22 protein-coding genes are annotated in these 24,485 nt (G+C 67.8%); 11 read left to right on the plus strand and 11 right to left on the minus strand.

All coding sequences use genetic code 11. From position 1 onward, the window contains the following. Window positions 1-23: 23 nt before the first annotated feature. Together WT53_RS14310 and WT53_RS14315 are read right to left on the minus strand one after the other, a co-directional pair. Entirely contained in the window at window positions 24-788 is a 765-nt protein-coding gene (locus WT53_RS14310; RefSeq protein ID WP_034204403.1) for an N-acetylmuramoyl-L-alanine amidase, read from the minus strand. A gap of 233 nt (window positions 789-1,021) precedes the next feature. After that, window positions 1,022-1,474: a type II toxin-antitoxin system RatA family toxin gene (locus WT53_RS14315; protein WP_034204404.1), complete on the minus strand. Its 453-nt coding sequence runs from the start codon at window positions 1,472-1,474 to the stop codon at window positions 1,022-1,024. Between the two features lie 192 nt (window positions 1,475-1,666). Between WT53_RS14315 and WT53_RS14320 the strand changes: the two genes are divergently transcribed. Then, window positions 1,667-2,707, plus strand: coding sequence for a bifunctional nicotinamide-nucleotide adenylyltransferase/Nudix hydroxylase (locus WT53_RS14320; RefSeq protein ID WP_034204405.1), 1,041 nt, complete (start codon window positions 1,667-1,669; stop codon window positions 2,705-2,707). Between the two features lie 73 nt (window positions 2,708-2,780). Further along, a complete protein-coding gene (locus WT53_RS14325) occupies window positions 2,781-4,214 on the plus strand; it encodes a nicotinate phosphoribosyltransferase (RefSeq protein WP_034204406.1) in 1,434 nt (477 codons plus the stop codon). Window positions 4,215-4,256: 42 nt separating this feature from the next. On the opposite strand, the gene WT53_RS14330 is transcribed toward WT53_RS14325, so the two are convergent. After that, a complete protein-coding gene (locus WT53_RS14330) occupies window positions 4,257-5,732 on the minus strand; it encodes a PLP-dependent aminotransferase family protein (protein ID WP_034204407.1) in 1,476 nt (491 codons plus the stop codon). A gap of 124 nt (window positions 5,733-5,856) precedes the next feature. Here WT53_RS14330 and WT53_RS14335 point away from each other — a divergent pair, with 124 nt between their 5' ends. After that, window positions 5,857-6,744 carry a DMT family transporter gene (locus tag WT53_RS14335; protein ID WP_034206134.1) on the plus strand — a complete coding sequence of 296 codons (888 nt, stop codon included), beginning with the start codon at window positions 5,857-5,859 and terminating at the stop codon, window positions 6,742-6,744. 174 nt (window positions 6,745-6,918) lie between these two features. On the opposite strand, the gene lysA is transcribed toward WT53_RS14335, so the two are convergent. Further along, window positions 6,919-8,157: a diaminopimelate decarboxylase gene (gene lysA / locus WT53_RS14340; RefSeq protein ID WP_034204408.1), complete on the minus strand. Its 1,239-nt coding sequence runs from the start codon at window positions 8,155-8,157 to the stop codon at window positions 6,919-6,921. Window positions 8,158-8,265: 108 nt separating this feature from the next. Between lysA and WT53_RS14345 the strand changes: the two genes are divergently transcribed. Next, window positions 8,266-9,180, plus strand: coding sequence for a LysR family transcriptional regulator (locus WT53_RS14345; protein ID WP_034204409.1), 915 nt, complete (start codon window positions 8,266-8,268; stop codon window positions 9,178-9,180). Between the two features lie 59 nt (window positions 9,181-9,239). After that, window positions 9,240-9,839, plus strand: coding sequence for a GNAT family N-acetyltransferase (locus WT53_RS14350; RefSeq protein ID WP_034204410.1), 600 nt, complete (start codon window positions 9,240-9,242; stop codon window positions 9,837-9,839). 114 nt (window positions 9,840-9,953) lie between these two features. On the opposite strand, the gene WT53_RS14355 is transcribed toward WT53_RS14350, so the two are convergent. Continuing rightward, window positions 9,954-10,532, minus strand: coding sequence for a DUF4142 domain-containing protein (locus WT53_RS14355; protein ID WP_034204411.1), 579 nt, complete (start codon window positions 10,530-10,532; stop codon window positions 9,954-9,956). Between the two features lie 407 nt (window positions 10,533-10,939). Beyond that, on the minus strand, window positions 10,940-11,563 hold the full coding sequence (locus WT53_RS14360) for an HAD hydrolase-like protein (protein ID WP_034204412.1): 624 nt from the start codon (window positions 11,561-11,563) through the stop codon (window positions 10,940-10,942). Window positions 11,564-11,723: 160 nt separating this feature from the next. Between WT53_RS14360 and WT53_RS14365 the strand changes: the two genes are divergently transcribed. Together WT53_RS14365 and WT53_RS14370 are read left to right on the plus strand one after the other, a co-directional pair. Further along, the gene (locus WT53_RS14365; RefSeq protein WP_034204413.1) at window positions 11,724-12,167 is read left to right on the plus strand and encodes a GNAT family N-acetyltransferase; all 444 of its coding nucleotides are present in this window, start codon (window positions 11,724-11,726) and stop codon (window positions 12,165-12,167) included. 56 nt (window positions 12,168-12,223) lie between these two features. Continuing rightward, entirely contained in the window at window positions 12,224-12,442 is a 219-nt protein-coding gene (locus tag WT53_RS14370) for a DUF1653 domain-containing protein (protein WP_006480837.1), read from the plus strand. A gap of 61 nt (window positions 12,443-12,503) precedes the next feature. Here WT53_RS14370 and WT53_RS14375 read toward each other — a convergent pair whose 3' ends face one another. Further along, window positions 12,504-13,715 (minus strand): winged helix-turn-helix domain-containing protein, encoded by a 1,212-nt coding sequence (locus WT53_RS14375; protein WP_034204414.1) that lies wholly within the window; start codon window positions 13,713-13,715, stop codon window positions 12,504-12,506. Between the two features lie 379 nt (window positions 13,716-14,094). Further along, window positions 14,095-15,483, minus strand: a complete 1,389-nt coding sequence (locus WT53_RS14380) for an MFS transporter (RefSeq protein WP_052100084.1) — start codon at window positions 15,481-15,483, stop codon at window positions 14,095-14,097. A gap of 404 nt (window positions 15,484-15,887) precedes the next feature. Here WT53_RS14380 and WT53_RS14390 point away from each other — a divergent pair, with 404 nt between their 5' ends. Continuing rightward, on the plus strand, window positions 15,888-16,517 hold the full coding sequence (locus WT53_RS14390) for a TetR/AcrR family transcriptional regulator (RefSeq protein ID WP_060260310.1): 630 nt from the start codon (window positions 15,888-15,890) through the stop codon (window positions 16,515-16,517). Between the two features lie 136 nt (window positions 16,518-16,653). Beyond that, window positions 16,654-18,372, plus strand: coding sequence for an alpha,alpha-trehalase TreA (treA, locus tag WT53_RS14395; protein WP_060260312.1), 1,719 nt, complete (start codon window positions 16,654-16,656; stop codon window positions 18,370-18,372). A gap of 114 nt (window positions 18,373-18,486) precedes the next feature. On the opposite strand, the gene WT53_RS14400 is transcribed toward treA, so the two are convergent. Continuing rightward, entirely contained in the window at window positions 18,487-19,965 is a 1,479-nt protein-coding gene (locus WT53_RS14400; RefSeq protein WP_060260316.1) for a carbohydrate porin, read from the minus strand. Between the two features lie 91 nt (window positions 19,966-20,056). Further along, a complete protein-coding gene (locus WT53_RS14405; RefSeq protein ID WP_034204420.1) occupies window positions 20,057-20,323 on the minus strand; it encodes a hypothetical protein in 267 nt (88 codons plus the stop codon). Window positions 20,324-21,404: 1,081 nt separating this feature from the next. On the opposite strand from WT53_RS14405, the gene WT53_RS33855 reads away from it, so the two are divergent. Next, window positions 21,405-21,542 (plus strand): hypothetical protein, encoded by a 138-nt coding sequence (locus tag WT53_RS33855; protein WP_179949024.1) that lies wholly within the window; start codon window positions 21,405-21,407, stop codon window positions 21,540-21,542. A 117-nt stretch (window positions 21,543-21,659) separates the two neighbouring features. Next, the gene (locus tag WT53_RS14410) at window positions 21,660-23,306 is read left to right on the plus strand and encodes an Nramp family divalent metal transporter (protein ID WP_059823192.1); all 1,647 of its coding nucleotides are present in this window, start codon (window positions 21,660-21,662) and stop codon (window positions 23,304-23,306) included. 130 nt (window positions 23,307-23,436) lie between these two features. Here the strand turns inward: WT53_RS14410 and WT53_RS14415 are convergent, their stop codons facing one another. Further along, window positions 23,437-24,345, minus strand: a complete 909-nt coding sequence (locus WT53_RS14415) for a LuxR family transcriptional regulator (protein WP_034206135.1) — start codon at window positions 24,343-24,345, stop codon at window positions 23,437-23,439. Window positions 24,346-24,485 lie beyond the last annotated feature (140 nt).

Below are 24,485 nucleotides of genomic sequence, written 5' to 3' on the forward strand. Positions count from 1 at the left end.
AATCCGACGGGCGATGATGTCGTTTATTCGGGTGTCGTACATGCGTCGATGCCGCCGGCGATCGCGGCGGACAGGCGCTGGATCGTCTCGCGCCGCGCGAGCCGCGCTTCTTCGTCCGGATTGACGATCACGCCGGCTTCGACGAGCACGGCCGGAATCGGCGCGGTACGCAGCACGACGAGATCGTCGAAGCGATGGATGCCGAGCGACGGATCGATCAGCGGCCGGTTCTCGCCGCGGATCGGCTGTGCGTGATAGAGCGAAGGCCGTTCGCCGGCCGCGACCAGCCGCTCGGCGATCGCCTTCGCGCAGCGCAGGCTCTGCGCATAGTGCGGATTGCGCGCCGACACGAACACCGAGAAGCCGCGGAATTCGCGTTGCCGGCCCGCGTCGATGAACTGCTGCTGCATCGAGTCGTGATGGATCGACACGAACAGGTTCGCATCGGGCGCCTGCGTCGAGCGCTGATCGAGCGCGATCTCGCGGCCGTCCGCCGACGTGCGCAGCACGCGGTCGCCATGCGCGGCGAGTTTGTCGGCGACCGCGCCGGACAGCTCGAGGTTGTACAGGTATTCGACGCGGCCGCTCGCACCGGTGGAGCCCGGATGCGCCGGCGTATGACCGGTGTCGACGACGATATGGCGCCCGGTCGCGGGCTCGGTCACGGGCGTGCCGGCGGTATCGGCCGCGTGCAGCGCCGGCGGTGCGCCGAGCAGCGGGGCGCACGCGAGCACGCGCGCGGCGGCGCGTACGAGCGGGCGAAGGCGTCGGAGGGTTCGATGCGTCATTGTTGTTGTCGAGGCGGGCGTACGGCGCGTCGATCGGCGCGCCACCGTCGGCCTGCTCAATGCAGTCGGAATGTCGCGCGATTATAGCGGGTGGCGGTGGCGCTGCAGTGACGAAACGGCAGTTGTCGCACCGGCCGAAGGCCGAGGCTCGGGCCGGCCGCGCGGGGTGGCGAGCATGGCGTGCGCATGTCGGGATGGCACATGCGCAGCCTGCGGCCGGCGGCGCGCGCCGCTCAGTGCGGCAGCGCTTCAGCCTCGGCCCAGCGCTTGAACGAATCGAGACGCCGGCGCGTCTGCACGAGATAGAACGCGCCGATCAGCGGTTCGAGCAGCCAGCGCAGCCAGGACGGCTGCGCACGGAAGTGGTACGTGAACTTCACCTCGGTCGATCCGGGCGTGTGCTCGGTGAAGTTCCAACTGCCGCTGAAGCGTTCGAGCACCTTCGGCCCTTCGACCATTTCGACGGCGGCGACCTGCGGCGGACGGTACGAGATGTAGCGCGACACCATCGTCGCGCCCGACTGGCTGCGGCAGAACGCGTCGACGCCGACATCGGCGGTCGTTCCGTCGAGCAGATACGCATCGACGAGGAAGTTGTCCCACACGAGCCGCCGTCCGTAATCCTGCGACCACGTGAACAGGCGCCTGCGATCGACCCCGACGGTCCGGCTGACTGAGATCCTCATGAGGGCGGGCGCCAGCGGCGCGGATTGGGATGCGATCGAGTGTACCGCGCCAAAAACACGTGTTTCGTCAGACTTCGTCAAGTCGAGCGTGTGCTCGAATACGCTCGATTGACGCATCTCGGGAATTACCCTAGGATTCATTTCAACCCTTCGGGACAGACCCGGAGCGTTTCAATCTCTTGAGGGAGCCTCATGAGTACGCAACAGAACCGGCGCTTCGACGCGCTCGTTTTCATCGGTCGTTTCCAGCCTCCGCATCGTGGTCACCTGAACGTGCTGAAGTCGGCACTGAGCCGGGCCGAGCGCGTGTGCGTGCTGATCGGGTCGACCGACAAGCCCCGCACCATCAAGGATCCATTCTCGTTCGACGAGCGCCGCCAGATGCTGGCTTCGCTGCTCGATACGTCCGAGCGCGACCGCGTGACGATCGCGCCGCTGCAGGATTCGACCTACAACGACGGCGACTGGGTGCGCTGGGTGCAGGAGGCCGTCGCGTCCGCGCTCGGCGATATCGCGCAGCGCAAGGTCGGGCTGATCGGCCACGAGAAGGACGCCACGTCGTATTACCTGCGGATGTTCCCGCAATGGGAACTCGTCGACGTCGACGCGACGGAAGACATTTCCGCCACCGAAATCCGCGACCAGTATTTCGCCGAACGAACCAACAGCTTCGTGCAGTGGGCCGTACCGGAGCCGGTGTTCGGCTGGCTCGAGCGTTTCCGTACGCAGCCGGAATTCGCGCAACTGAAGTCGGAAGCGGAATTCATCGCCGCGTATCGCAAGGCCTGGGCCGCCGCGCCGTATCCCGTCACGTTCGTGACCGTCGACGCGGTGGTCGTGCACTCCGGGCATATCCTGCTCGTGCGCCGCCGCAGCGAACCGGGCCGCGGCCTGTGGGCGTTGCCGGGCGGATTCGTGAACCAGGACGAGCGGCTCGATGCCGCCTGCATCCGCGAGCTGCGCGAGGAAACCGGCCTCAAGCTGCCGGAGCCCGTGTTGCGCGGCTCGATCAAGGATCGCCAGGTATTCGATCACCCGACGCGTTCGCTGCGTGGCCGCACGATCACGCATGCGTGCCTGTTCAACTTTCCGACCGGCGAGCTGCCGCGCGTGAAGGGTAGCGACGATGCCGACAAGGCGCGCTGGGTTCCGCTCAACGAATTCGCGCAGATGCGCAACGTGATGTTCGAGGATCACTTCGACATCGCGTATCACTTCCTGGGGAAGCTGTGACACGCTGATTCCCCGCATTCGGTCCGCCGCGACAGACGCGGCGGCACTTCAACGGCCTAGAGGAGCTCTAGCCATGCAAAACGATCCCGGCGGCTTTGCCGCGGTTCTCTCCAATCCGATTCTCAATACGGATTCGTACAAGGCTTCCCACTTCCTGCAATATCCGCCGGACGCATCGGCGATGTTCTCGTACGTGGAATCGCGCGGCGGCCGCTACGACCGCACGCTGTTCTTCGGCCTCCAGATGCTGCTGAAGGAATATCTGTGCAAGCCGGTCACGCACGCGATGATCGACGATGCGCGCGATTTCTTCGCCGTGCACGGCGAGCCGTTCGACGAAGCAGGATGGCGCCATCTCGTCGAGCACTACGACGGCTACCTGCCGGTAAAGATCCGCGCGGTGCCGGAGGGTTCGATCGTGCCGGTGCACAACGTGCTGATGACGGTCGAGTGCGAGGATCCGCAGGTGTTCTGGCTCGCGTCGTATCTCGAGACGATGCTGTTGCGCATCTGGTATCCGGTGACGGTGGCGACCCGCAGCTGGCATTTGCGCCAAACGATTCGCCGCTTCCTCGAAAGGACCGACGACGATCTCGCGCAACTGCCGTTCAAGCTGCACGACTTCGGCGCGCGCGGCGTGTCGAGCGCGGAATCGGCCGCGATCGGCGGCGCCGCGCACCTCGTGAGCTTCATGGGTTCGGACACGGTGCTCGGCGTGCTGGCCGCGAACCGCTTCTATCGCGAGCCGATGGCCGCCTATTCGGTGCCGGCGGCCGAGCACAGCACGATCACGTCGTGGGGGCGCGCAGGCGAGGTCGATGCGTATCGCAACATGATCGGCCGCTTCGGATTGCCGGGCGCGATCGTATCGGTCGTGTCGGACTCCTACGATCTGTTCGCCGCACTCGATCTGTGGGGCGGCGAACTTCGGCAGGCGGTGATCGATTCGGGCGCGACGCTCGTCGTGCGCCCCGATTCCGGCGACCCGGTGACGATCGTGCTGCAGACGGTGCGGGCGCTCGATGCGTCGTTCGGGTCGACCGTGAACGGCAAGGGGCGGCGCGTGCTGAACCGCGTGCGCGTGATCCAGGGCGACGGCGTCGACGAGCGGTCGATCGAAGCGATTCTCGTCGCGCTCGACGAGGCGGGCTACGCGGCCGGCAACGTCGTATTCGGCATGGGCGGCGCGTTGTTGCAGCGCGTGAACCGCGATACGCAGCGCTTTGCGATGAAGTGTTCGGCCGTCCGGCGCGGCGGCGTGTGGCACGACGTCCGCAAGGATCCGGTCACCGATCGGGGCAAGCGCTCGAAGCCGGGGCGGCTCACGCTGCTGCGCAATCGCCGCACCGGCGAGTATCGGACGGTGACGCTGCCGGTCGCGTGGGACGATCGTGCGCTGGAAGGCGAATGGGACGAGGCGCTCGAGACGGTGTTCGACACCGGGCGTTTGCTCGTCGATACGTCGTTCGCCGAGGTGCGGGCGAGGGCGCACGCGGGGGAGGCGTGACGCAGGCGGCGGGGCATCCCGCCGCGGCACGGCCGCCTCGCGTCACTTGCCGGCCAGCACCCGGCCGCCGGCATCCGCCGGCGCGCCGTCGCGTTCTACCCCACGCGCCGCGTCCATTGCCCGCGCAAGCGCATCGAACACGACGGGCCCCTTGCAGCGCGACACGTTGAAGCGCATGTACGACGTCGCGCTGCGCGACGCGCTGAACACGTTGCCGGGTGCGAGCACCACGTCGTGGTCCAGCGCGTGGCGTGCGACGCGCGCGGCGTCGAGCCCGTCCGGCAATTGCGCCCACACGAACAACCCGCCGCGCGGCTCCGTCCAGATCGCGAGGCCGGCTCGCGCGAGGCGCCGGATCGTTTCGCCCATCGCATCCGCGAGACGCGCGCGCAGGCTGTCGAGATGGCGTCGGTACGTGCCGTCGATCAGCAGCCGGTGCACGACGTTCGCGCCGATCTGCGCGTTGCCGAACGATGTCGCGAGTTTCAGGTCGACGAGCGCGTCGATCCATTCCGGGCGTGCGGCGATATAGCCGCAGCGGATCGCGGCCGACAGCGTCTTCGAGAAGCTGCCGATCGACACGACGCGCGACAGTCCGTCGAACGCCGCGAGGCGCGGCGCGGGCGTGCTCTCGAAATCCGCGAAGATGTCGTCCTCGACGATCAGCAACCCGTGCTCGGCCGCGAGCGTCAGCAGCCGGTGCGCGACGGGCGGCGCGAGCGTCGCGCCGGTGGGGTTGTGCAGTGCCGCGTTGGTGATGTACAGGCGCGGCCGGTGCTCGGCGAGTACTTGCTCGAAGCGCACGAGATCGGGGCCGTTCGGCGTGAACGGCACGCTGACGATCCGTGCGCGGTGCGCGCGCAGCAGCGCCTGGAAGTTGAAGTAGCACGGATCGTCGAGCACGACGGTATCGCCGGGTTCCAGCAGCAGGCGGCACACGAGGTCGAGCGCGTGCGTGCCGCCGTCCGTCAGCATGATCTGCGCGGGTTCCGCGTGCACGCCGTGCTGCGCGAGCCGCCATGCAAGCTGCTGGCGCAGCGCGGGCAGGCCGAGCGGCGTCGCATAGTCGGTCAGCGCATCGGATTCGTCGCGCGACACGGCGCGCAGCGCGCGACGCAGGCTTTCGTCGGGCAGCCACGACGACGGCAACCATCCGCAGCCGGGCTTCACCGACGTCGGCGCCGCTTCGAGCGACTGGCGCGACAGCCACAGCGGATCGAGCTCGCGATCGAGGCGCGGGCCCAGCTCGGCGAGCGCGAGCGGCGGGGCGTGGCCCGACACGTAGAAGCCCGAACCGCGCCGTGCGACGAGCACGCCTTCGCTCGCGAGCCGCTCGTACGCATCGACGACCGTCGATTTCGACACGCCGAGCGCGTCGGCCATCATCCGGATCGACGGCACGCGCGCACCGGGCATCAGCGCGCGGCTCGCGATCCGCGCGCGCAGGGTATCCATGACGGTTTCCACACGCGTGCGCGACGGCGCGGGCGGAGCGGGAATCGGGGCGGAATGGCTCATGGCGAACGATGAACTGTACGGCCGGTTGTTCAGTACAGTTTGTCTGAATTGTATTGGGCTGTAGCTTACGCCGTTTTGGCCGGCGGCGGATCATCGGTCATCCATCTTCCATTCAGGGTTGACCGTGCAAAAGACGACCGACGGATGGCTCAGCGGCATGCTGGGCGTCATCATCTTCAGTGGCTCGCTGCCCGCGACGCGTGTCGCGGTGCAAGGGCTCGACCCGCTGTTCCTCACGTTCGCGCGCGCGACGATCGCCGGTGCGCTCGGCCTGCTGCTGCTCGTCGTGCTGAAGCAGAAGCGGCCGTCGCGTGCCGAGGCCGTGTCGCTGGCCGTCGTCGCGCTCGGTGTCGTGGTCGGGTTCCCGTTGCTGACGGCGCTTGCGCTGAAGCACGTGACGTCGGCGCATGCGATCGTGTTCGTCGGGCTGCTGCCGCTCGCGACCGCGCTGTTCGGTGTGTGGCGCGGCGGCGAACGGCCGCGGCTGCCGTTCTGGATCTTCTCGATCGTCGGCAGCGGCGCGGTGGCCGCGTTCGCGCTGCGCAACGGCGGGCAGGCGTCGGTGCTCGGCGATGCGCTGATGCTGGCGGCGATCATCGCGTGCGGGCTCGGTTATGCGGAAGGCGCGCGGCTGTCGCGCCAGCTCGGCGGCTGGCAGGTGATCTCGTGGGCGCTCGTGCTGTCGCTGCCGCTGATGCTGCCGCTCGCGTGGCTGACTTGGCCCGCGTCGTTCGACGGCGTCGACGCCGCCGCGCTGTGGGGGCTCGCGTACGTGTCGCTGTTCAGCATGTTGATCGGCTTCGTGTTCTGGTATCGCGGGCTTGCGCTCGGCGGGATCGCGGGCGTCGGCCAGTTGCAGCTGCTGCAACCGTTCTTCGGCCTGCTGCTCGCGGCCGGGCTGCTGCACGAGACGGTGCCGCCGTCGATGGTCATCGTGACGGTCGTGGTGGTCGGCTGCGTGGCGGGCGCGAAGTACTTCTCGAAGATGGCGCCCGTGCAGCGCGCGGGGTAAGGCAGGCGCCGCGACGTGCCGTGCATCGGGCCGACGTGACCCGATGCGAGGCCGGCGGCAACGCGATGGCTGCCGATGCGCACGATCGCGAGCGTGAACTCGGCCCGAAGCAAAACGGCCAGGCTGCCGCTAGCGGCAAGCCTGGCCGTTGGCGTTCGTCACGCCGTACGCGTGTTACTCGAACGTCTCCAGCGCGAGCAATTCGCCGATCGTCTGCCGGCGACGAATCAGTCGCGGCGTACCGCGATCGACCAGGACTTCCGGCGCGAGCGGCCGGCTGTTGTAGTTCGAGGACATCGACGCGCCATACGCGCCCGCGTCGTGCAGGAACAGCAGGTCGCCGATCTGCGGCTGCGCGAGCTTGCGGTGCGTGACCACCCCGCCGGCATCCTGCGTGAACACGTCGCCCGATTCGCACAGCGGGCCGGCGATCGCGAGGTCGACGAGCGGCCGGCCGGCGGGCAGCGCGCCGTCGTGCGCGTGCACCGATACCGCGTGATAGCTGCCGTACATCGACGGGCGCATCAGGTCGTTGAAGCCCGCGTCGATCAGCACGAAATCGTGTTTCGGCCGACGGTTGACGGCCTGTACTTCGGTGACGAGCGTGCCGGCTTCGGCGACGAGAAAGCGGCCCGGTTCGATCTCGATGCGCACCGGATGGCCGAGATGCCGTTCGATCCGCTTGCGCGCGGCGTCCCACTGGCTGAAGTAGTGATCGACGTCGACACGCGGCTCGCCGTCGCGATACGGGATCGACAGGCCGCCGCCGGCCGAGATCGCGTCGATGTCGTGGCCGAGCGACGTGACGAGATCGACCATCGCGTCGCACACCTGCGACAGGTGGCCGTAGTCGACGCCCGAACCGATGTGCATGTGGATGCCGACCAGCTTCAGCCCGTACTGGCGCACGATCTCGATCGCGCGCGGCACGTCGTCGATCCAGATGCCGTGCTTGCTCTGCGGGCCGCCGGTGTTGGTCTTGTTGCTGTGGCCGTGGCCGAAACCGGGATTGACGCGCAGCCACACGCGGTGGCCGGGCGCATGCTCGCCGATGCGCGCGAGCATGTCGAGCGAACCGGCGTTCACGGTCACGCCATGCTTGAGCACCGCCGCGAGCGTCGGGCGATCGATCAGATCGGCCGTGAACACGACGCCTTCCGGCTCGCCGCCCGGGCTGAAACCGGCCGCGAGGCTGCGTTCGATCTCGCCGAGCGACACGGCGTCGACACACGCGCCTTCCTCGCGCATCAGCTTCAGGATATGGACGTTCGAATTCGCCTTCTGCGCATAGCGGATCACGTCGAACTGGCGCAGTTGGGCGATGCGGTCGCGGATGACGTCGGCGTCGTACACCCACAGCGGGGTGCCGTATTGCTGCGCGAGCGTCGCGAGCTGGCGGGAATCGAGGGACATGGCGGATGAATCGGATCGAATGAACGGACAACCGGATGATGCGCCTGATTGGCTATACGGTAAAATGCCTATCTATCGATATTCGATTCATTTTTGATATATACGATCATGCTGACGCACCGTCATATCGAGGTTTTTCGTGCGCTGATGGTCACCGGCAGCACGACGCGCGCGGCCGAGATGCTGTACACGTCGCAGCCGACCGTCAGCCGCGAGCTGGCGCGGATGGAGCAGGTCGTCGGCTTTGCGCTGTTCGAGCGCGCGCACGGCCGGCTGCGCCCGACGATGGCCGCGCTCACGCTGTTCGACGACGTGCGGCTCGCGTATGTGGGGCTTGAACGCGTCGCGGCGACGGCCGCGCGCCTGCGCGAGTTTCGCGACGGGCAGCTGTCGGTGATCGCGTTGCCGGCGTTCGCGCACGCGATCCTGCCCGGTGCGTGCCGGCGCTTTCACGACGCGCATGCGGGCGTGAGCGTATCGGTCGCGACGCAGGAGTCGCCGGTGCTTGAGGAGTGGCTCACGGCCCAACGTTACGACCTCGGGTTGACCGAGCACGACGTCGCGCCGGCCGGCACCGTGCTCACGCCGCTGCTCGAAGTCGACGAGGTGTGCGTGTTGCCCGACGGCCATCCGCTGCTCGCGCAGGACGCGATCGACCTGCCGGATCTCGCCGACCGCCCGTTCGTGAGCCTGTCGCTGAACGATCCGTACCGCATCCTGATCGACGAGGCGTTCGCGCAGCTCGGCGTCGCGCCGCGTTCGGTGGTCGACACGCCGTCGGCGGTGTCGGTGTGTGCGTTCGTGCGGCAAGGGCTCGGGGCCGCGATCGTCAACCCGCTCACGGCGCTCGATTTCGTCGGCCGCGGCCTGCACGTGCGGCCGCTGACGCGCTCGTTTCCGTACCGGGTCAGCGTGATCGCGCCCGAGCACCGGCCGAAGAACCTGCTCGTCGACGCGTTCGTCGATGCGCTGCGGGGCGAAGCGAAGGCGATCCGCCGCCGGCTGGCCGCCCACCTCGGCTAGCGGCACCGCCGTATGATGGGCGTTTCGCCGCCATCGACCTCATTTTCCGGAATCCCGTCATGACCGACGCATCGTCCTTCCTCGAACAACCGACTCTCGTCGGCGAACGTGTCGTCCTGCGCCCGCTCGACGTATCCGACCGGCAGGCGCTGCTGGACGCCGCGGCCGACGGCGAGTTGTGGAACCTGACGGTCACGGTCGTGCCGGGCGCGCAGACGGTCGACGCCTACATCGACACGGCGTTGCAGGGGAGAGCGGCCGGCACCGTGATGCCGTTCGTGATCGTCGATCGCGCGTCGGGCCGTGCAATCGGCAGTACGCGCTTCTGGAAGATCGATCGCAAGAACCGCAAGCTCGAGATCGGTCATACGTGGCTGAGCGAATCGGCGCAGCGTACGCGCGCGAATACCGAAGCGAAGTGGTTGCTGCTGGCTTATGCGTTCGACACGCTGCACTGCGTGCGCGTGCAGTTCACGACGGACGAGCTGAACGAGAAATCGCGCGCGGCGATCCTGCGGCTCGGTGCGAAACAGGAGGGCATCGTGCGCCACGAACGGATCATGCCGGATGGCCGCAAGCGCAACTCGGTGCGCTTCAGCATCATCGACGACGAATGGCCGGAAGTGCGTGCGCGACTCGAGGCGAAGCTGGCGACGTAACCGGTGACGCGGGACGCGCGACGATCGACGTGCGTCGCGCCGCCGGCAGGGAAGGCGGCAGCGCGACGGCGGGGGAAACGGTGCGCCGCGCACGATGCGCGGCGCTGCATCGCGTTACTGCGCCGATGCGAGGTGATGACGCTGCGCGAGCTTCTGCGCGTCCGCGTAGTGCGCCTGCAGGATCGGCAGCGACTGGCGGGCGACTTCCTTCAGCTTGGTGTCGCGGCCCGACGCGATTTCGGCCTGGAACGCCGAGATCGCCTTCTGCTGGCCGGCGAGCGCGACCTGTTCGATATAGGCCTTGTCGAACTCGGCGCCGCGCAGGCTCTTGATGCTGTTCAGCACGGTCGTGTCCGGGTCGTTGGCCGGCACGTCGACGCCGCGCGGGCTCGCCGCGCGCATCGCCTGGATGATCTTTGCATCGTCGGTCGACACGCGTTGCGCGAACGCCTTGACCTGGCTGTCCGACGTGCGCGAATCGGCGATGCGTGCCGCGTCGTGCTGGGTCGACACGGTCTTCGTGCCGTCCGTGATGAAGGCCTGGTCGGCTTCGTGAATGCGCGTCGCGGTTGCAGCCGGTGCAGCGGACGCGGCGGGCGCCGGTTGCGCGGTTTGCGCGGTCGCGGTCACGGCGACGAGAAGCAGGCCAGCGGCAGACAAGGCGAGGCGCGAAATATGGGGAAAGCGGTTCATGGGACCTCCTTTCGATCGGGGCTCTGGTTGAAAAACGGATCGTGCGATCCGTCGCTGTGCGAGAGACCGGGCGCGCCCGGGCCGGATTCGACCGCCGCTCTGCCGCGGCGCCGGTCGAATCCGGCCCGACCGATTCTAGGAGAGCGGTCGGGTAGCAGGTGCAACCGTGCTGTGGCTTGTGTAACGGTTGGTAAGACGAATCGATGGGCACGCGTGCAGCCCGGTAGTGCGTACCTGATGCGCATGCGTCGGCGGCAATTTTTGCGTGCGCGTGGCGCATGCAATGGATGAGATGCACGTGCGTGTCATCTGTATTTCGTCGGTGAGATGGCGTCGCGGCCGCGGCCGTCGCGGTGGCCGCGCGGCGGGCGAGAGGGCGGCGTGAGTGCGGGGCGTGGGTGACAGCGTTACACGCGATCGAGCAGCGCATCGAGGCGCCGCAGCAACGGCGTCGCGCAATGTGCCTGCAACGCGTCGGGCGCCGTGTAGCCCCACGCGACACCCTGAAAGGCGATACGCGCATGCCGTGCCGCGTCTGCGTCGCGGATTTCGTCGCCGACGTACAGCACTTCGTCGGCGCGCACGCCGGCCTCGCGAACGAGCGCGCGCAGACGGCGCGCCTTGCCGAACAGCGGAATGCCGCAGGCGAAATGGTCGACGCGCGCGCCGGCGCGCGGGCCGAGCCGGTCGCGCACGATCTCCTCGGTATTCGACGTGGCGATCGCGATGCGGATGCCGCGCGCGGCGAGCGCGTCGAACGTTTCGTCGACGCCGGGGAACAGCCGCACGTGCGCGATGCGCGGCCGCATCAGGCGGCGCATGTCGATCGTCACGCGCGGCACTTTCCACATCGGCACGTCGAGCGCGCGGACGATGTCGCGCGCCGACATGCCGCGCAGCGCTGGGCGCAGTTCGGGCGTGGCGTCGCGAAAGCCGTGCAGGCGCGACGCTTCCGACAGCGCCGCGAGAAAACTGTCGAGCGAATCGGCGAGCGTGCCGTCGAAGTCGAAGGCGATGAGGCGGTAGGTCATGAGGCGGCGTCTCGGTTTATCGGCGGATGCCATTGTCGCCGAATCGAGGATGGGCAGTGCGGCTGTTCATCTACGGCAGACCCTGGTGCCCCTTGTTCCGCACCCCACGGCGCGGTATCGTCGACGCTCCGCCTTCTGCCCCTCGAACTGGAGAACAGACGTGCCCGCTGCCACTTCCGCCACGCTGAGATTTTCCACCGACAAACGCGAACTCGACGTCGACGCGATCTTCGACTTCCTGCATCGCGACGCCTATTGGTCGCAGGGCATTCCGCGCGACGTGGTCGAGCGGGCGATCGAGGGCTCGCTGTGCTTCGGCGCGTATGTCGGCGACCGGCTCGTCGGGTTTGCGCGGCTCGTCACCGATCACGCGACGTTCGCGTATCTGTGCGACGTGTTCGTGCTGCCGGCCGAACGCGGCAACGGCTACGGCCGCGCACTGATCGACCATATATTCGCGCAGGAGATGGTGCAGCGGCTGCGTCGCATCATGCTCGTCACGACCGATGCGCACGAACTCTATCGGCCGGTCGGTTTCGGTCCGTCCGCGAACCCCGAGCGGCTGATGGAGATCCGCCGGCCTGACCTCTACACGAAACGCTGACGCGCGGCGCAGCGCATACAATACGCGCTTTCCGTTTTTGCCGAAGAGAAGCCATCATGACCGAACAGGAAGCCGAACAGCTCGCGACGCACCGCCACTACAAGGGCGGCCTGTACCGCTACATCGGCGTTGCGCGCCACTCCGAAACCGAGGAATCGGTGGTCGTCTACGAGCATCTGTGGCCGCATGCGCGCGGGCTGTGGGTGCGGCCGGAAGCGATGTTCAACGGCAACCTCGAAGACGGCACACCGCGTTTTCGCAAGCTGCGCGACTGATCCGCGGCCGGCGGCGCGTGCGCCGCAAGGTGGGCCGCTTGCGTGAGCGAGCGTACGCGCGTTACGTATCGGCGAGCGCCTTCATCAGCTCCGGCGGTGCGTGCCTGACCGTCACCTCCGGCGTGCCGTGCCACGCCGCGAGTTTCTTCACGGCCTTCGCGACGTCGGCCGCGAGCCCGGTGCCGAACCGCACGCCCGGCTCGACGTGCACGGCCTTCAGTTCGAACGTGCCGAGCGCGCGATGCGCTTTCGCATCGACGCGGCCGACCAGCCGGCCGCGATGCAGCACGGGCAGGCAGAAATAGCCGTAGCGCCGCTTGTGCGCGGGCGTATAGCACTCGATCGTGTAGTCGAAACCGAACAGCGTCGACGCGCGCCGCCGGTCCCACACGACCGGGTCGAACGGCGACAGCAGCGTCGTGACCGTCGAGCGCAGCGTGTCGGCAGCGGCCGCCGGCAGCAGCGCGTCGAGCGAGCGATGCACGTAGGCCGGTTCCTTCCAGCCGTCGATCTGCACCGGAATCAGGTCGCCGGCGTCGGCGAGCCGCTCCAGCTCCGCGCGGTACGAACGGCGCGGCAGCCGATAGTAGTCGGCCACCCAGTCCGCGCGCACGACGCCGAGCGCGCGACACGTGTAGTCGAGCAGCGCGGGCAGCACGGCATCGCGCGGCGGCAGGTCGCGCGCATCGTCCCAGTCGGGCAGCACGCGTTCGCGCACGTCGTACACGCGCTGGAAATTGCGGCGCTCCGACACCATCAGCTCGCCCGTCGTGAACAGCACTTCCAGGTGACGCTTCTCGGGCTTGCGATCCCACCAGCCGTTGCCCTTCGCGCCGTCCTCGCGCGCGAAATCGGCCGACCGTACGGGGCCTGCTTCGCGAATCCGCGCAAGCAGCCGTTCGATCTCCGGACGATTCTGCTCATGCCATTCGGCCGCATATTTCCAGCCCATCCCCGACGGATCGAGCATCTTGTAACGCATCAGCCCGAACTGCTCGATCGGCAGGAAACACGCTTCGTGCGACCAGTATTCGAACAGGCGCGCCTCGGCAAGATGTTCGTCGAGCCACTGCGGCGAGAAATCGCCGAGACGGCTGAACAGCACGAGATACGGGCTGCGCGCGACGACGTGGATGGTGTCGATCTGCAACTGCGCCATCCGGCGGATCGTGTCGAGCACGTCGGACTTGGTCGCCTTGCGGCGCGGCGGCGTGAGCAGGCCCTGGGCGGCGAGATGCAGTGCGCGGGCGGCGGCGGGCGAGAGCGTGAGCATCGGGAGGACGGTCGAGGGTGGCGATCGGGAACCACTTTAGCGCGAAAGCGGCGCGCGCGTGCGATGCGCGGCCGCAACGCGTCTGACAATGGTTGACAGATACGTTTTGCAAGTTTCCCTATAGTGCAGTTCATGGCGCGGCGACAAGTGCGCGCGACGATTCCGCTTCCGACGCACATATGTCCATGGCACGCAGGAAGCGAATCCGGGATTCCCAACCCCCATCGGGAGACCCGGAGCCCTGAGCGGACATCCATGCGGCTGTGCACCGGCCCCGTGTGGATGTCCGCTGATTTTTTTGTTTTTCCGGTTCGTCGTCCGTTGCCGCGCGACAGGTCATTGGCCGCATCGGCCGCCGCTTAATGCCGCCTATTGCCACCTATTGCCGCTTGCCGCGCGCGACTTCGTCGCCGGCGCCGGGCGGCAGCCGCCGCGTGATCGGAATCGACGCGAACGAGCACAGCCCGACCACCAGGAACGCGGGCCAGAAATCCGACCACACCATCGCCTGATGGCCCTGGAGCCAGTGCGACACGTGCAGCACGAGGCCGGCCACCGTCACGCCGAGGCCGAGCGACATCTGCTGCACGACGCTGCCGAGGCTCGTCGCGCGGCCTGCGTCGCGCGGAGAGATGTCCGCGTAGATCATCGAATTCAGGCTCGTGAACTGCAGCGCGGGGAAGATGCCGCCGACGAGCACGATCAGCCAGATCGCCCAGGTCGCCATGCCGGGATGGAACACGCCGTACGCGGCGATCGCCAGGCCCGCGAATGCCGCGTTGTAGATCAGCACCGTGCGAAAACCGAAGCGGCGCAGCGTATGCGTGGCCGTCGAGCGGCTGACCGCGCCGCCGAGCGCGGACGCGCACGTGATCAGCCCCGAGTGGAACGCACTCATGCCGAGCCCTTCCTGCAGCGCGAGCGGCAGCAGGAACGGCACCGCGCCGAGCCCGATGCGGAACAGCGAGCCGCCCACGACGCTCGCGTGATACGTCGGGATCTTCAGGAAACTGAGGTCGAGCACCGGGCGCTCCTTGCGGCGCGCGTACGGCACGTACAACGCGAGCATCGCGGCGCCGGCCGCGCACATGACGAGGGCGTTCGAGCGCGACGTGAGCGAACCGTCGATCAGCGTGAGGCCCATCAGCAGCAGCGCGGCGCCGCTCGCGGACAGCAGGAAGCCGAACCAGTCGAGCGGGCCCGGGTCGGGCTCGTGCGTGTTCGCGATGTGCTTGCTCGCGAGGTAGATCCCGTAGAGACCGATCGGCACGTTGATGAAGAAGATCATCCGCCAGTGCAGGTAGGTCGTGATGAAGCCGCCGACGAGCGGCCCGACCGTGGGCCCGAACAGCGCGGGAATCGCGAGGTAGTTCATCGCGCGCACGAGATCGGAGCGCGGCACCGCGCGGAAGATGATGATGCGGCCGACCGGCACCATCATCGCGCCGCCGACGCCCTGTATGAAGCGTGCGAACGTGAGCACGCCGAGGGAGTTGGACGCCGCGCACATCAGCGAGCCGACGACGAAGATGCCGATCGCGGTGCGGAACACGGCGCGCGCGCTGAAGCGGTCGGCGAGCCAGCCGCAGATCGGAATGAACACGCCGAGACCGACCACGTAGGCCGTGATCGCAATGTTCAGCGTGACGGGGTTGTGCCCGAAGTCCCTCGCCATCGCAGGCAGTGCGGTGACGATGATGTTCGCGTCGACGCTTTCCATGAACAACGCACAGGCAACGATGAGCGGTGCTAGAAAGACGGGCGACATGGGCTGGGCGCGCGGTAAAGGTGTCATTATGCCCACAATGTGACCGCTGCGTCACGTGCGACAACAGTTGTTCCGCATGTTGCAACAGTCGTCTTTTCCGGAGGATGGCGGACAAAGGACGACTGCGCATGGGCGAGCGATGCGGTGCCGGTGCATGCCGCATGCGCGGCGCGGCGTGGACAACGCAGCGTCGCCGCAGCGGGGCGTGGATGTGTTTTCGATGCCGGGCTGGAGACCGATGCAGCGATCGCCGAACGGTGTTTCGCACGGCGCGTCGAACGCGCATTCGAGCTCGAATGCGACGAGCGGATCGACGTCGACCGTTCGGATCGATGCCTTTTGACGGAGCGGCCGTGCGTTCTTAAAATGTGAGCGATCGCTCATATTCAAGCTTGCCTTCCGCCATGTCCGAATCGTCGTCGCGCATTCCGCTTTCGCCGCGCAAGGCGCCGCGCCAGCGCCGCTCGGTGGCCACCGTCGATGCGATCGTCGAGGCCGCCGCTCGCATTCTCGAGCGCGACGGCTTCGACGGTTACACGACGAATGCGGTCGCCGCGCTGGCCGGCGTGAGCATCGGCTCGCTCTACCAGTATTTCTCGAACCGCGACGCGCTGACCGCTGCGCTCGTCGAGCGCGAGAGCGCGCATCTGCTCGACGACGTCGACCGGGCGGCCGCGCTGTCGTCCTGCGACGACGTGCTGCGCACGCTGGTGCGTGGGGCCGTCGCGCACCAGATGCGCCGGCCGGCGCTCGCGCGGCTGATCGATTTCGAGGAAGCGCGGTTGCCGCTCGGCGCGCGCACCGCGCGCATCGCGGACCGCATCCACGCGACGTTGCTGCATGCGCTCGGGTTGCGGGATGCGCCGCGCGTCGCCGCACCCGACGTCGTCGCGCACGACCTGCTCGCGATCGTGAAAGGCATCGTCGATGCGGCGGGCGCGCGCGGCGAGACCGATGCGGATGCGCTCGAAGCGCGTGCGTGGCGGGCGGTGCGCGGCTATCTCCGGGAATCGCGCGAATCGAAACTTGCTTGACATGCATGTTTCGTGCGACAGTCGCACGCATTCGCCTCACAACATGACGCGTATCGATCGAAGGCCATCGAGACGAACGCGCGCGCGAACGAGACCTCGTGCCGATCCACTCAACATCGAAAGGAGGGGACACGCCATGACGTCACGTCGTGCCGCACCGCTTGCATCTCGTTTTCCGTCGCGCCAGTCACCGCCCGCGCCGCGTCTGCGCTGGGCCGCCGCACTGGCCATCGCCTATCTCGCCGTCGCCGGTTGCGCCGCGCAGGCCGACAGTGCGAACCAGGCCGCCGCGCAAGCGGCCAGCCAGTCCGCGACGCCTGCCGCCACCGCAGCCGCAGCCGCTCCCGCGTCGGGCACGCTGCTGCCGCCGCCGAGCCAACTCTACGGCGAGCTGTTCGTCGCGGTGCAGACCGCGCAGCTCTATCCCGACCAGAAGACCTTCGTCGACGCCACGCCCGATACCGATCCCGCGACGATCGTGCAGTTGTATCAGCAACAGAAATCGCAGCCGGGCTTCTCGCTGAAGGCGTTCGTCGACCAGCATTTCACGCCGCCCCCGGAAGGTGGCGTGACGCCGCCGCCGAATCAGACGCTGCGCCAGCATATCGACTGGCTGTGGCCGCAGCTCACGCGCACGAGCGTCACGGCGCCCCCGTACAGTTCGCTGATTCCGATGCCGAAGCCGTACGTCGTGCCGGGTGGCCGCTTCCGCGAAGGCTACTACTGGGATACCTATTTCACGATGCTCGGGCTGCAGGTATCGGGGCGCGAGGATCTCGTCGACGACATGCTCGACAACTTCGCATACCTGATCGATACGATCGGGCACATCCCGAACGGCAACCGCACGTACTACGCGAGCCGCTCGCAGCCGCCGTTCTTCGCGTATATGGTCACGCTCGCCGCGCAGGCCGAAGGCGACAAGGTCTACCAGAAATACCTGCCGGCGCTGCGCAAGGAACATGCGTACTGGATGCAGGGCGAAACCACGACGCCGCGCGGGCAGGCGACGCGCAACGTGGTCGCGATGCCCGACGGCGCCGTGCTGAACCGCTACTGGGATGCGAGCGACACGCCGCGCGACGAGTCGTATCTCGAGGACGTGACCACCGCGAAATCGGTGCCGTCCCGTCCGGCGAACGAGGTGTACCGCGACCTGCGCGCGGGCGCCGAAAGCGGCTGGGACTACAGCTCGCGTTGGTTCGGCGACGGCAAGACGCTCGCGACGATCCGCACGACCTCGATCGTGCCGGTCGACCTGAACAGCCTGATGTTCCATCTCGAGACGACGATCGTGAAGGGCTGCGCGATCACGCGCGATATCGCCTGCGTGGCCGATTTTTCGGGGCGCGCGGCGCGGCGTGCGGCCGCGATCAATCACTACCTGTGGAACCGTCGCGGCTATTACGGCGACTATGACTGGCAATTGCGCAAGCCGCGCGACGGTGTGACGGCCGCCGCGCTGTATCCGCTGTTCGCGGGCGTCGCGTGGCCGGAGCGCGCGAAGGCGACCGCGCGCGAAGTGCGCAAGACGCTGCTGCAGCCGGGCGGCCTCGCGACGACGACCGAGAACACGGGCCAGCAGTGGGATGCGCCGAATGGCTGGGCGCCGCTGCAGTGGATCGCGATCGACGGGCTGCGCCGTTACGGCGATCCGGCGCTCGCGAAGGACATCGGCACGCGTTTCCTGTCCGACGTGAAGCACGTGTACGCGACCGAAGGCAAGCTCGTCGAGAAATACGTGGTCGAGGGCACCGGCACGGGGGGCGGCGGGGGCGGCGAATATCCGTTGCAGGACGGCTTCGGCTGGACCAACGGCGTCACGCTGAAGCTGCTGGGGCTGTACGGCGAGTAATGCACCGCGAGTAAGCCGCGGGGCGGGCCGTGTGCCCGTCCGCACGGCAAGCACCCGCACGGGCCGGACCGTCGCGCAAGCGGCCGTCCGGCCCGTGTGTTCATGCGGCGGGCGTCAGAACGTGATCGTCGTGCGCACGCCGACCACCGTTTCGTCGCCGATGCGCGCGCCGGCCGCGTTCGGGTTCGGGATGCCGCCGCCCGGGCGGAAGAAGTGCTGCAGGTCGGCCTGCACCTGCCACCATGGCGCGACCTGGTACTGATAGGTCGCTTCGACGACCGTCTCCGCGCGGCGCACCGGATAGCCGGGCGTCGTGTACGCGCCGGTGTCGCCGTCGAGGCCGCGCGCATGCGAGCCGATCTTCGCGTAGCCGATCGCGATGCCGGCGACGTCGTTGTCGCGTCCGGCGAACGGCGCCTTCAGCGTCACGCCGGCGTTGGCGGCGAAATCGACGACATTGCGATCGCCCGGCGAGCCCATCACGCGCGCGAACACGCCGACCGAGCGCGGGCTGTCGGCGGACGGCCGCCACACCATCTGATCCGCGACCGCATAAAAGCCGTAGTTGCCGCGATGCGTGGCGGGGGTGCCGTTGCTTGCCGGATCGGCGAGCGACAACCCGTCGGTGCCGTAGCGCGGATCGTTCGCGTGCTGCGAGTGATACCAGAAGCCGAGTTTGTACGTGCCGGGCAGGCCGGCAGGCTGCGGGGCCTTCGGATCGGCGGGCGGCGCGTTCAGCGCGTACTGCACTTCGCCGATCACGAACGCGCCGCTGCGCAGGTTGAAGTTGGTGCCATGCGCGTTCAGCACCTGCGCGTCGCCGTCGGCGCGGCCGGCCGGGTTGCCGTCGAACAGGCCGACCATCGCGGTCCACGCGTCGGCCGGCTTCACGCGCAGCCGCACGCCGAGCGACGACAGCGGATACGCGGGGCCGCCGGACGGCAGGTCGGTGGACGGCAGCACGGGCCAGCCGAACGTCGCGTTCATGAACGTCGCCGCGTTCTGGCTCACCATGAATTCCTGGTCGACGCTCTGCTGGCCGACTTTCACGTCGACCTTGCCGTCGAGCAGCGACTGCTGGTACCAGAGTTCCCACAGGCGGGTGGTCGAATTGGCCTCGATGCCGGTCGCGGTCTGCAACGTCTGCAGGTAGCGCTGCGTGAGGTTGGTGCCGTGGATCTGCAGCCCCGACACGTTGAACGTGCCGCCCGGCAGGCCGATCGCCTTACCGGTATCGACGTTGAAACCGAATTGCGTGAGCCCCTGGTACGCGCCGCCGCGACCCGTGCCGCCCGACGTGTTGTACAGGTACTCGCTGGTTTCCTGCAGGCTCAGCGTGACGCCGTGCTCGTCGAGCACGTCACGCAGGCCGCCCATGTTGCCGAGCAGGTTCGAGCGTTCCCAGAGGCCCGTGGGAGCAGGCGCGGCAGCATCCGCAGCCTGTTGCGCGGGGGCGGCATCGCTCGCGCCGGCCGCCGGTTCGGCGGCGGACGATGCTTGTGCGAACGCGGAGGTGGCGGCGAGCGACAGCAGCAGCGTGGCGAGCGCATCGGCGCGGCGCTTGCGCGGGACGGACGAGAGCAAGTTCTTCATTTGGGTTCCGTTGGTAGTTCGATTAGTTAAGCTGAGGAAACGGGAACGGGACGCGGGGCGCATGACGACACGGCCCGCGCGGAGCAGGGGCTTACGGCAGCCAGCCGCCGACGCGCCACACCTGCGCGAAGCCGACGCGGGGCGCGACCGAGCACAGCAGCGCGGCGAGCGCGACGGCGGCCGCCGTCGCGGCGATCAGCAGGCAGTCGAGCGGGCGCGGCGCCGCCGGCGCAGGGGCGAGCGCCAGGCCGCGCCAGCGGCCGAATGCCCGGGCGAGCGGCGAGCGGCCGGAAAACGAGCGGTTGCACGTGACGTGCACGATGCGCTTGAGTCTGAGCGCGAACGATTGAAAGAACATGACGCTGCCTCCGTTCCGTCCGGCCAACGCCGGACGACGTGATCGAGCGCGGGTGCGTGACGCGGCCTGCGATCGGAGGATGGAACATGGCGGAGCGTGCGACTGACGAACCGGCGATGGCCGGCACGGGTAGAGGCGCGCTAACCCGGCGAGTGCGAGCTAGCGGCAAAAGACATGCGTCTGGCTGCTATCTCGCGATGGCTTGGCCGGTCTGGACCGGCATCGAACTACAACTAGAGCATGTGTCCACGGTGGGACTCCCGTGATGAATTGGGGCGGATTGTAGTCGCGACTTTTGCTGCGGCGCAAGTAAAAAACGCATCAAAGATGCGCTGTGTGGTGTGCGCGTCGCAGCGCAGCAGGGGCGCCACGCGGCCGCCCGCCGATGGCGAAAAGGATGCGCGGCGGGGCGCCGGGCCGTTGCTCGCACGCATCGCCGCGTGGCCGCCTCATGACGGCGCTGAAAGGTTTCGGAACGTTATTTCGAGGCGAAATCTTTCAGTCGCGGCGGGCGGGAAATTTATTTCGAGAAATGGGGTTTCGAGGGGTTGACTTCACTTTCGGGCGGTCCATAGAATCCGCCATCTTCACTCTTGGGGCCGCCGCCTTGGACGCCTGCAGTAGTCGATCTTCGAACGAAATTTCCGCCTGAGCGACCGACGTCCGCGCCTCATCGAAGCCGCCGTTTGTCTCCCGGGCAAACGGTGCGCGCAGCAGTATTCCGCAGTTACTCCCTACGTGCACCCTGATTCGCGCCGGTTAGCGTGATGCGTTTTCGCATGCGTTGCCCGGTTTCACCGCCGCCCGGCAGGCGGCCGCGTTCGCGCATCCGTTCTCCGGGCGCGCGAATGCCGGCCCGCAAGCCGGTCGGCGGTCAACCGTGTTCTCCGGAACATCGCACAGGAGCCGCCATGAACGACAGTGACAGTTGTCCCTTATGCCCGTTGCATACGCAGACCCTTTTGAACCCGGGTCGCGGGGGCAATCCGGCCGACTAGCCTGACACGTCGTTCAGGCCCCGGACTGGCCCCGCGCCCACGACGCGGCCGGCACGCCTGCCGTCGCCGCACGGAGCCAGACCATGAACTTCGGCCTTCTGCTGTCGAACTTTCCGCATGTCACGGAATCGCGCCACCACTACGACGCGATGTTGACGCTCGATGCCCGTCCGCGGGTGTTCGCCCGCCTGCTGAACCGGCTGAAATCGTTGATCCACTGAGAAGAAACGCCGAGCGCGCCTCGGCATGCGCACGTGCGGCCGCCCGCGGGCCGGCGCCGCGTGTGCATGCCAAGGTCACACGCTCATCGAACAACCCTTAGCCGTACGGAATAGATCATGTCCACGCCCTCCAACGTCTCTCCACCGATCGCGGTCGATCGCAGCGCCGTGCTCGACGAAGCCCATCTGGGCGACATCCGCGGTGCGCTCGGCACGATCGCGCACCACGACACCGGCGCGCGCGGCACGTGGTGGGCGCGCCTGCGCACGCTGCTCGCGATCATCGGCCCGGGCCTGATCGTGATGGTCGGCGACAACGACGCCGGCGCATTCGGCACCTATACGCAGGCCGGCCAGAACTACGGCACGACGCTGCTGTGGACCCTGCTGCTGCTCGTGCCCGTGCTGTACGTGAACCAGGAAATGGTGCTGCGCCTCGGCGCGGTCACGGGCGTCGGCCATGCGCGCCTGATCTTCGAGCGCTTCGGCAAGTTCTGGGGCGCGTTCAGCGTGATCGACCTGTTCCTGCTCAATGCGCTGACCATCGTCACCGAGTTCATCGGCATCACGTTCGTGTTGGATTTCTTCGGATTGCCGAAGGTGGCCGGCGTGTGTGTCGCCGCCGCGCTGACGATGGCCGCGGTCAGTACCGGCGATTTCCGGCGCTTCGAGCGGTTCGCGATCGGGCTGTGCGTGCTGAGCCTGCTGCTCGTGCCGGTGCTCGTCTCGATCCATCCGCCCGTCGCGCAGATGACGCGCGATTTCTTCGTGCCGAACTGGCCCGCGCACGCGAAGCTGTCCGACGTGATGCTGCTCGTGATCGGCATCGTCGGCACGACGGTCGCGCCATGGCAATTGTTCTTCCAGCAGAGTTACGTGATCGACAAGCGCATCACGCCGCGCTTCATGAAATACGAAAAGGCCGACCTGTGGATCGGCATCGCGTTCGTGCTGGTGGGCGCGGTCGCGATGATCGGCTTCAGCTCGGCGTTGTTCGGCGGCCATCCGGAAGCCGGCAACTTCACCGACGCGGGCGGCGTCATCGCGGGCCTCGAGAAGTATGCGGGCCGCACGAGCGCGACGCTGTTCGCGGTCGCCTTGCTCGACGCGTGCATCATCGGCGCGGCGGCCGTGTCGCTGTCGACCGCGTACGCGATCGGCGACGTGTTCAAGATCCGGCACTCGCTGCACCGCGGCGTGACCGACGCGAAGGGCTTCTATCTCGTCTATTTCGGCATCGTCGCGGCCGCGGCCACGCTCGTGCTGATCCCGGGCAGCCCGCTCGGGCTGCTGACCGAAGCCGTGCAGACGCTGGCCGGCGTGTTGCTGCCGAGCGCGACGGTGTTCCTGCTGGTGTTGTGCAACGACCGCCAGGTGCTGGGGCCCTGGGTCAACTCGACGAAGCTCAACGTGTTCACGGGCGCGGTGATCTGGGTGCTGGTGCTGCTGTCGATCATCCTGACCGCGTCGGTGATGTATCCGGACATCAGCGGGGAAGCGATCGTCGACGTGCTGGTGGGCGGCACCGTGCTCGCGATCGCCGGTTATCTCGCGACGGTGCTGATTCGCCGCCACAAGCGCGTCGTCGAGCCGGCCGTCGATCGTTCGCTGCGCGACACGTGGCGCATGCCGCCGCTCGACACGCTCGAGCCGCAGAACATGACGCTCGCGACGCGGATCTGGATGGCCGTGCTGCGCGGCTATCTGGTGATCGCGGTCGGTCTCGTGATCGTGAAGGTCGTTCAGATGACGTTGCTGAAGTAATGCAGCCCGTCCGACAGGACGCGGCGCCGAGCCCGGCGCCGCGTCGCAACCCATGCATGCCGGCCCGCGAGGCCGGCATGCGCGTTTGCGCGCCCGGTTTCGGCAAGCGGCGCGCGCACCGCGCCCGTGCTCAGATCAGCTCGAGCTTCGACGTCAGGTACGTGAGCTGGATCCGGTTCGCGACGCCGAAGCGCTTGCGCAGCTTGCGCAGGTGATAGTCGACGTTGTGCGCGCTGGTGTCGAGGCGCCGGCCGATTTCCTTGTCGGACGCGCCTTCGGCGATGCCGAGCAGCAACTCCTGCTCGAACGGCGTGAGCCCGTTGACCGCGCGCTCGCGCGACGTCGAGATCAGTTGCGGCGACGCGAACTTGTGTACCGACAGCCCGATCGACAGCGCCTGCTCGATCGTCGCCGGCGTGATCCATTCGCGCGTGCGGCGCGGCGCGGTGAAGCTCATGAACGCGTGCAGCCGCGTGCCCGGCACGGCCATCGAATACATGATGCCGCTGCACATCCCGTCGTCCTGCATCGTCTGCAGGAAGCCGTCGAGCGCGGCCGGGCTCACGCACGGCGCGTCGTCGCGCTCGCGGTATTCGCGGCGCAATTGCTGCAGGTCCCACACGATCGGCATGTTGCACACGCGCGCGCCGAGTGTGCGCGGATCGACGTCGTGATGGTTGTGCCGGACGTAGTCGCCGCGATAGGTGGCCGGCGTGAACGCTTCGTGCAGGTAAAGACTTTCGACGCGCTCGCGCGCGAATTCGAGCGCGAAGTACGCGAACGTCGAGAAGCCCGTCAGATGCAGCAGGCTCGCGACGATGCGGTTGCGCTCGGCCGTGCTCTGCGCGTGCGCGAGCGTATCGGCGACGCCGAGCTTCGGCGCGTGCGGCTGCGCGACGTCGCCGCGTTTCACGTCGTCGCACCAGACGACCTGCACGGTGCGCTCGCGCAGCGCGTCCGCGCCTGCGTTCGATCCGCGCGGCGAGCGGGACGAGGTGGTTGGGGCGACCGCTTCTTCATGCAATGCAATATCGGACATGAGCCATCCCTCGGAATCGACGCGCATCGCCTGGCGGCGGCCGTATCGTGTACGGCATTCGCGGCGGTGCGACCGAGCATCGTTGTGATATGCGCCGATCGTCATCCCTGACGAAACGCGGGGGCATTGTACAAAAATGC

It is taken from the genome of Burkholderia sp. MSMB2157WGS (assembly GCF_001532755.1).
Lineage (GTDB): Bacteria > Pseudomonadota > Gammaproteobacteria > Burkholderiales > Burkholderiaceae > Burkholderia.

Coding starts and splice junctions, on each gene's coding strand:
- WT53_RS14310 (WP_034204403.1), bottom strand. CDS start 788: ATGACGCATCGAACCCTCCGACGCCTTCGCCCGCTCGTACGCGCCGCC.
- WT53_RS14315 (WP_034204404.1), bottom strand. CDS start 1,474: ATGAGGATCTCAGTCAGCCGGACCGTCGGGGTCGATCGCAGGCGCCTG.
- WT53_RS14320 (WP_034204405.1), top strand. CDS start 1,667: ATGAGTACGCAACAGAACCGGCGCTTCGACGCGCTCGTTTTCATCGGT.
- WT53_RS14325 (WP_034204406.1), top strand. CDS start 2,781: ATGCAAAACGATCCCGGCGGCTTTGCCGCGGTTCTCTCCAATCCGATT.
- WT53_RS14330 (WP_034204407.1), bottom strand. CDS start 5,732: ATGAGCCATTCCGCCCCGATTCCCGCTCCGCCCGCGCCGTCGCGCACG.
- lysA (WP_034204408.1), bottom strand. CDS start 8,157: ATGTCCCTCGATTCCCGCCAGCTCGCGACGCTCGCGCAGCAATACGGC.
- WT53_RS14345 (WP_034204409.1), top strand. CDS start 8,266: ATGCTGACGCACCGTCATATCGAGGTTTTTCGTGCGCTGATGGTCACC.
- WT53_RS14350 (WP_034204410.1), top strand. CDS start 9,240: ATGACCGACGCATCGTCCTTCCTCGAACAACCGACTCTCGTCGGCGAA.
- WT53_RS14355 (WP_034204411.1), bottom strand. CDS start 10,532: ATGAACCGCTTTCCCCATATTTCGCGCCTCGCCTTGTCTGCCGCTGGC.
- WT53_RS14360 (WP_034204412.1), bottom strand. CDS start 11,563: ATGACCTACCGCCTCATCGCCTTCGACTTCGACGGCACGCTCGCCGAT.
- WT53_RS14370 (WP_006480837.1), top strand. CDS start 12,224: ATGACCGAACAGGAAGCCGAACAGCTCGCGACGCACCGCCACTACAAG.
- WT53_RS14375 (WP_034204414.1), bottom strand. CDS start 13,715: ATGCTCACGCTCTCGCCCGCCGCCGCCCGCGCACTGCATCTCGCCGCC.
- WT53_RS14380 (WP_052100084.1), bottom strand. CDS start 15,483: ATGTCGCCCGTCTTTCTAGCACCGCTCATCGTTGCCTGTGCGTTGTTC.
- WT53_RS14390 (WP_060260310.1), top strand. CDS start 15,888: ATGTCCGAATCGTCGTCGCGCATTCCGCTTTCGCCGCGCAAGGCGCCG.
- treA (WP_060260312.1), top strand. CDS start 16,654: ATGACGTCACGTCGTGCCGCACCGCTTGCATCTCGTTTTCCGTCGCGC.
- WT53_RS14400 (WP_060260316.1), bottom strand. CDS start 19,965: ATGAAGAACTTGCTCTCGTCCGTCCCGCGCAAGCGCCGCGCCGATGCG.
- WT53_RS14405 (WP_034204420.1), bottom strand. CDS start 20,323: ATGTTCTTTCAATCGTTCGCGCTCAGACTCAAGCGCATCGTGCACGTC.
- WT53_RS33855 (WP_179949024.1), top strand. CDS start 21,405: ATGAACTTCGGCCTTCTGCTGTCGAACTTTCCGCATGTCACGGAATCG.
- WT53_RS14410 (WP_059823192.1), top strand. CDS start 21,660: ATGTCCACGCCCTCCAACGTCTCTCCACCGATCGCGGTCGATCGCAGC.
- WT53_RS14415 (WP_034206135.1), bottom strand. CDS start 24,345: ATGTCCGATATTGCATTGCATGAAGAAGCGGTCGCCCCAACCACCTCG.